Origin of the sequence: Bowmanella sp. JS7-9 (assembly GCF_004329715.1) — a bacterium.
Lineage (GTDB): Bacteria > Pseudomonadota > Gammaproteobacteria > Enterobacterales > Alteromonadaceae > Pseudobowmanella > Pseudobowmanella zhangzhouensis.
In genome coordinates this window covers 1-6,995 of sequence record NZ_JXSY01000019.1, presented here as the reverse complement: position 1 = coordinate 6,995, position 6,995 = coordinate 1, and the positions used below count along the sequence as shown (strand labels likewise).

Sequence of the window (6,995 nt, the reverse complement as noted above, 5' to 3'; positions counted from 1 at the left end):
TCGGGTGCTTTTTTTTCGTCTAGCCGATGGTAACGCAGCAGCGCTGCACCTGACTACAACACCTGTTCGGCGTATTCCGCCAGACGACTGCGTACCACCCCATCCAGACTGATAGTGGCGCTGCCGGAGAAGTCTTTAAATTTCTCCACCAGATACGTCAGTCCCGATGTTAGCGGCGACAAATAGTTACTGTCGATTTGCGCGAGGTTACCGCTGCAGACAATCTTGGTGCCCTGCCCACAACGGGTGATGATGGTCTTGAGTTGCGACGCAGTAAGGTTCTGACACTCATCCAACAGAACAAAGGAGTTCTGAATGCTGCGGCCGCGCATAAAGTTAATCGACTTGAACTGAATATTGGCCTTTTCCATGATGTAATTCATCGAGCTATGAGAATTCACATCATGTTTATGCAGCGCCTCCAGCGAGTCGGTAATTGCGGCCAGCCACGGCATCATTTTCTCTTCTTCGGTACCTGGCAGGAAACCAATGGATTCGGCAATTTCCGGGGTGCTGCGCGTCACGATAATCTTGTCGTAAAGCTTATCCTCAATCACCATTTCCAGTGCAGCCGCCAGCGCCAACAGAGTTTTACCACTACCGGCAGGACCGGTCAGAATCACCAGATCTATATGCGGATCCAACAAGGCATGCAGCGCCATGGCCTGGCCGATATTTTTCGGCGTAATTCCCCAGGCATTGCGCGACATCATGCGTTCAAATCCTAAGTCGAGAATATCCAGATGCTTATCATCCATGCCCTCAACCATGCCGGCAAATTCGCGCTCTTCATCAATAAAATATTCATTGATGTAGGCTTCTGGCAGCACAGAGCGCTCAACCGTATGAATGGTATCGCGCCCTTCGCTACGGCTTTCCACCGATTTGATTTTGTCCCAGAAGCGGCCGGGGAATTCGTGATAACCGCGGCTTAAATACTTAATGTCTGAAATCAGCTGGTCAGTGCGGTAATCCTCCACATTAACCATGCCGGCACCTTTGGCTTTAAGGCGCATATTAATATCTTTGGTAACCAATACCACCTGACGAGGGGCTTTATGAGATTGCAGATACAACGCCGCGTTGATAATACGATTGTCGTTTTCATTACTGGTAAAGACACTGTTGGCTTTACTCATATTGTAATCGGCATAAATCGATAAGCGTCCGGTCGGCGCGGCTTGCCCGGACCCCAACCCTTCCAGCGTCACCCCTTCAATAATCTGCTCCGGGGTGGCATCGTGCAGGGCATCTTCCATGGCCCGGATTGAAATGCGTGCGTCGCGGGACACGTCTTTTTTGCTGTCTTTTATGTGGTCAAGTTCTTCCAGAACCGTCATGGGAACCACAACGTCGTGTTCTTTAAAGGAGAGAAAGGCAAAAGGTTCGTGTAGCAGGATATTGGTGTCGAGAACGTAGATTTTCCGATCACTGACTTTTTTTCTTGGCATTCGCAACTCCGTCTAGCTGACTATGGCCAACGTGCCCGCCTGGCAGAAAGAAAAGTTGCTGGCGAACATCCGGCGCCTGTGGGTGAGCCCATCGTTTTGCTCACAACACCACCTTACTCTGGTTTTTTTTTCGATGCATCCGATTTTTTGTTGCAACTTTTTGACATTCACCTGCGCTTCAGTCAACCCCAGTTGGCCAGCTGCACAGTTGCTGAGCAAACAGGCCGGATTAGTCCGTTTTTACTGGCTTTCGCCCTACCGTTTGTGCCGATTTAGGCTATACTCCGCCCCCCGCAAAAAGATGAGTGAAGTTATGCATTTTTCCCCCGGACAGCGTTGGTTCAGCGACACAGAATCCGACTTAGGTCTCGGCACCGTTATCGAAGCCAATAACCGCCAGGTTTCCATTTTATTTCCATCAAACGGCGAAGTGCGTGTATACGCCACGGCCAGTGCCCCTTTAACCCGCCTGACATTGCAACCCGGTGATGTGGTGGGAAGCCATCAGGGCTGGAACCTGGAAATCGCAGATATCCGTGAGCAGGGAAATTTGTTTATTTTTTACGGCACACGCACCGACAACGGCGAGCAAGCCGAGCTGCGTGAAACCTTGATTGACCATCAGTTAAAGTTAAGCAAACCGCAGCAACGCCTTTTCAGTGGCCAGTATGACAGCCCCAAGTGGTTCGATTTGCGTCAACAGTGTTTGCAATACCAATTTAATCATTCCACGTCACCATTGCTGGGCTTTGTCGGCGCTCGGGTAGATTTGATCCCGCATCAGCTACATATCGCCCGTAGTGTCGGGCAGCGCCATGCCCCAAGAGTATTGCTGGCCGATGAGGTCGGCTTGGGTAAAACCATCGAAGCCGCGCTGATTATTCATCAACAGGTATTAAGTGGTCGCGCCAGCCGTATTTTAATCGTGGTGCCCAACTCACTGGTCCACCAATGGCTGGTTGAAATGCTGCGCAGGGTTAACCTGAGTTTCTCAATTTTTGATGAAGAACGCCTGGAAGCCGTGGCAGAGGAAGGGGGTAATCCGTTCGAAGATGAACAACGGGTGATCTGTAGTCTGGATTTTCTGACCCACAACAGCCGTTATTACCAGCAGGCGCTGGAAGCCGACTGGGATCTGATGGTAGTCGATGAAGCGCACCATTTACGTTGGTCAGAGGGCGAACCATCACAGGAATATTCTGTGGTCGAAGGTCTTGCACGCAAAACCCCGGGCGTACTGTTATTAACTGCAACACCGGATCAATTAGGCCACGAGAGCCACTTTGCCCGTTTGCGTTTGCTCGACCCGAAACGTTTCCACAGCTACAAAAAGTTCATCAAAGAGGAACAAGGCTATACCAAGCTGGCGAAAGCCATTGAGCCCCTCCTGAGCGGTGAGGTACCAAACGAAAAGCAATTCAAAGCCATTGCACCGTTTGTCGGCAACCAAACCGAGCTAATGGATAATCTGGACGAGGCCAAGGCCCGTGAGCATTTAATCATGCATATTCTGGACTGCCACGGCACCGGCCGACTGTTATTCCGTAACAGCCGTGCAGGAATCAGCGGATTTCCGCAGCGCCAGCTATGTAAGTACCCACTACCCATGCCTGCACATTATCAGGCGATGGAAACGAATGACCTTAACCTGTTAATGACCCCGGAGCGCGACAGTCGCTTCGCTAACACCTGGCTGCAGTTTGACCCAAGGGTTGAATGGCTGGTTACGCAATTAACCGAATTGCGCCCGAATAAAGTGCTGTGTATTTGTGCACATGCACGCAGCGCTATGCAATTAGCCGATTTACTCAAAACCAAACATGCTGTCCGTGCTGCCGTTTTCCATGAGGGCATGAGCATCGTCGAACGGGATAAAGCAGCCGCGTATTTTGCCCAGCAACAAGACGGTGCCCAGGTGCTGATCTGTTCTGAAATTGGCAGTGAAGGACGCAATTTCCAGTTCGCCCACCATATGGTGCTGTTTGATTTACCCCTGGTACCTGATTTGCTGGAACAGCGCATCGGCCGACTGGATCGCATTGGCCAACGCTTTGATATTAAGATTCATGTGCCCTACTTTGCGCGCTCAGCGTCGAAAGTACTGCTGGATTGGTATGAAAAAGGCCTGCAGGCCTTCGAGTTTACCTGCCCGACCGGGAACGCAGTGCACGAGCAAGTTCAGGAACAGTTGCAACAGGCGCTGCTCAATCCACAGGATGAAACTATGCTCAATGAGCTGATCGCCCAGACCGCACAATTGCACCAGCAATTTAAGCAACAGTTAGAACAAGGGCGCGACAAGTTACTGGAGCTGAATTCCTCGGGTAAAGGACAAATTGAGTCATTTATCAAACGTATTCAGGGTCAGGACGAGAACGGTCGTCTGGCCGACTTTATGACCAGCCTGTTCGACGCAGTGGGTGTGATTCAGGAAGAAAAAGACGAGCACAGCTACCTGTTGCGTCCCGGTGAATCCATGCTAAGTCAGCTGCCTGGTCTGGATGAAGAGGGCATGACCATTACCTATTCACGTAAAGCCGCGCTCTCTATGGAGCAAATCCAGTTCCTGACCAATGACCACCCAATGGTGCAGCACGCCATGGATATGGTACTGATGGAGCCGGTGGGCAAAAGCTCCATGGCGCTGACGAAAAATCGTGAACTGCCGGTGGGGTATTTCTGGCTGGACTGTTTGTTTGTGGTCAGTTGCAACGCTGCCCGTCATTTGCAGCCTGCGCGATTCCTGCCGCCTACTCCAGTGCGTATTTGCGTGGACATCAATGGCGTGGTGGATGCGCCGCAGTTTCAGGGATTACGTAAGGTAAATAAACAAATCGGCAAGCAATTACTGGCCGCCCTGCAACCACAAATTCAGCAGTCACTGGAGCACGCCATCAGCGCCGGCGATACCGAAGCAGAGGATGTACGTATTCATGCTCAAAATGATATGCAGCGCATCCTCGGCGATGAATTACAACGGCTAAAAGCGCTGGCTGAATTGAACCCCGCGATACGCGAGGAAGAAATCCACGCGCTGGCCGAGCAAATTGCGCTATTGGATGTGGAAATCAATCAGGCTAAAGTAGAGTTAGAAGCGGTTCGACTGATTGTGAATACTCACCAATAATGGCGCTGTTGCATTACGCCCCACCCTTATCGCCTTATCTGACGATTTTGTACCAGGATGATGACATCCTGGTACTGAATAAACCGTCGGGTTTGTTAAGCGTACCCGGCAAAGCCCCCGAGCATCAGGACTCATTGCAACGTCGTGTGCAGCGGGTCTTTCCGACCGCCACGGTGGTGCATCGTCTGGATATGGCCACCTCGGGCATTATGCTGATGACGCTGAATATGGCGGCTCATCGCCACATTTCCCGTCAATTTGAAACTCGCCAGACGGATAAACGCTACTTAGCCAGGGTGTGGGGCCATCCGGCAGAGCCACAGGGCAGCGTTGATTTACCGCTAATCTGTGACTGGCCAAATCGCCCCAAGCAGATGGTCGATTTTGAGCGGGGCAAAAAAGCACTGACCCATTATCAGGTATTGTGGCGCGACCAGCACAGTGCGTTGGTTGAGTTAAAACCTGTTACCGGACGCTCCCATCAGCTACGCGTGCACATGCTTAGCCTGGGCTGCCCGATCCTGGGTGACAAACTATATGCGCACCCTCAAGCCCTCGCAGCCGCACCGCATTTACAATTACACGCCGCCGAACTTATGCTGGAACATCCCACAACGGGCGAGTCCATGTGCTTTCGTTGCCGGCCACCATTTGCCCATCAAGTCCCGACAGAATTTACCGATAACCTCTGACAGAGGTGAAAGATGCGTAGCATACTGATTTTATTGTGCTTAGTGAGCCTGTATACACAGGCCACGACACGGGAAGAGCTTAACCAGATGTTGCGTTGGCAGCATGCTGGTGACGACTACATCAGTATTTCTGCCGGCGACAAAGAATTACTGGTTTTACGTCAGACCTTCACCAGTGTGCAGCAATTGGGTGTAGTTATTTTGCTCAACGAAGAGGGCGAGTCTGCGGCCGGACGATTACAGTGGATGGCGGACTCATTGAATCAGGCGGGTTGGACAACCTATAGTCTGGCCTTGCCACGCGTCTACTTCCCTCCCCCTCAGGATGAACAGAGCCAAAGTGCGACGTCATCCGCGCCAGACATACCCGAATCATTGGCAGGCTTTGCTTGGCAAGCCGGCATGCCCGACAATCAATTTGCGCTGCAAGAGGCACTGCTTATCGAACAACTGCAGGCGCTACGCAACCAAATTGGTGATTTCAAAGGATTCTTAATGGTTATCAGTGAAGGTGTCAGCGCCGCCTGGATGACCAAACTCATCGCAGAAAATCGCTTCAATACCGATGCGCTGGTCGCCATTGGTCCATACTGGCCACATCAGCAATTTAATCAACAGATCCCCACTCTGGTCCGACAGTTGAGCACTCCATTGCTGGATATTCAGTCCGATCGTTTCAACAGCTGGTCAATGATGACCAGTGAAAAACGTCAAATCGCCGCCCGGCAAACCTTCAAAGTCTATTATCGCCAGCGTCATATCAGTGGGCTGGATACAAGCCAGCCAGCGCAATACAACTGGCTGGCAAAAGAAATTCATGGATGGGTCAGAAGTCTCGGTTGGTAACTGACCCTTGTTCAGAAATAAATTCTTTGTTTACAATGGCCTAGTTACAAATATGTGACAGACCACAGACAAACTCCAATCGCGGGCTATACTCTAGCTGTTTTCCGTTATTAACCGTGCGCTGTGCAAAGACAAAACAACCATAAGATGACTTTCTGAGCACCTGGACATTGTGAACATTAAACAGTTTATTAATCAAAAAGCCCCGCAGTTGGCGTATTACCTAAAAGGGTTCTGGGAACAACGCATTCCCTATCGCGAACTGGATCTGTACTTCTGGGATACCCTTGAAGAATGGCATCAACATGCGGTGCGCCCTGACTACCCTTACACCCAGAAAGAACGGGTGTTTTGGCACGTATTGCACCAAATGCATTTCTGGCCGGAAGATACCTTATCCAATGACCGTCATTTAAAAGATGAACTGTCTGTTTGTCTGCAGTTTCTGGAAGACGAGGGCTATTACTGTCCACTGGATTGCATAGGTATTCGCCCCTAGGCTTGACCGCCCCATCATCACATGGCCAAATGGCCTTTTAATCACTGCGGATACGTCGTGCGTCATCCTATTTCGTTATTCTTTAGCCGCCCTCTTCTCAGTATCTTTGTTTTCGGTATCGCCAGCGGCTTTCCCTGGGTCATGATTGGCTCAGTAATGAGCGCCTGGTTACAGGAATCCGGCCTAACCCGTAGTGCCATCGGTTATTTTGGTGCGGTGTTTGTGGTGTATTCGGTGAATTTTCTGTGGTCCCCGCTGATTGACCGTGTTCGGCTCCCCCTCCTCGCCCGCGCGTTGGGACAGCGACGCAGTTGGATTTGGCTGATGCAGGTTTGTATTGTTCTGGGTTGTCTGGGTCTGGCGGGCGTCGATCCCAGCCA

General features: G+C 51.1%; 5 protein-coding genes and 1 pseudogene. 5 read left to right on the top strand and 1 reads right to left on the bottom strand.

Features of this window, described 5'->3' with window-relative positions; translation table 11 throughout:
• Nucleotides 1-53: 53 nt before the first annotated feature.
• Nucleotides 54-1,451, bottom strand: a complete 1,398-nt coding sequence (locus TK45_RS11440; RefSeq protein ID WP_131258929.1) for a PhoH family protein — start codon at nucleotides 1,449-1,451, stop codon at nucleotides 54-56.
• A 301-nt stretch (nucleotides 1,452-1,752) separates the two neighbouring features.
• Here TK45_RS11440 and rapA point away from each other — a divergent pair, with 301 nt between their 5' ends.
• The 5 genes and pseudogenes from rapA to TK45_RS11415 all read left to right on the top strand — a co-directional run.
• Entirely contained in the window at nucleotides 1,753-4,578 is a 2,826-nt protein-coding gene (gene rapA / locus TK45_RS11435) for an RNA polymerase-associated protein RapA (protein ID WP_131258926.1), read from the top strand.
• Entirely contained in the window at nucleotides 4,578-5,270 is a 693-nt protein-coding gene (rluA, locus tag TK45_RS11430) for a bifunctional tRNA pseudouridine(32) synthase/23S rRNA pseudouridine(746) synthase RluA (RefSeq protein WP_131258923.1), read from the top strand. Before rapA ends, rluA begins: the two co-directional genes overlap by 1 nt.
• Nucleotides 5,271-5,282: 12 nt before the next feature.
• Nucleotides 5,283-6,116, top strand: coding sequence for a DUF3530 family protein (locus tag TK45_RS11425; RefSeq protein WP_131258920.1), 834 nt, complete (start codon nucleotides 5,283-5,285; stop codon nucleotides 6,114-6,116).
• Nucleotides 6,117-6,288: 172 nt separating this feature from the next.
• On the top strand, nucleotides 6,289-6,615 hold the full coding sequence (locus TK45_RS11420) for a hypothetical protein (RefSeq protein WP_131258918.1): 327 nt from the start codon (nucleotides 6,289-6,291) through the stop codon (nucleotides 6,613-6,615).
• 57 nt (nucleotides 6,616-6,672) lie between these two features.
• Nucleotides 6,673-6,995 (top strand): annotated as a pseudogene (locus TK45_RS11415) (AmpG family muropeptide MFS transporter); the annotation flags it as partial.

Excerpts from the sequence above, each read along its gene's own strand:
- rluA (WP_131258923.1), top strand. The coding sequence starts at position 4,578 with ATGGCGCTGTTGCATTACGCCCCACCCTTATCGCCTTATCTGACGATT.
- TK45_RS11425 (WP_131258920.1), top strand. The coding sequence starts at position 5,283 with ATGCGTAGCATACTGATTTTATTGTGCTTAGTGAGCCTGTATACACAG.
- rapA (WP_131258926.1), top strand. The coding sequence starts at position 1,753 with ATGAGTGAAGTTATGCATTTTTCCCCCGGACAGCGTTGGTTCAGCGAC.
- TK45_RS11440 (WP_131258929.1), bottom strand. The coding sequence starts at position 1,451 with ATGCCAAGAAAAAAAGTCAGTGATCGGAAAATCTACGTTCTCGACACC.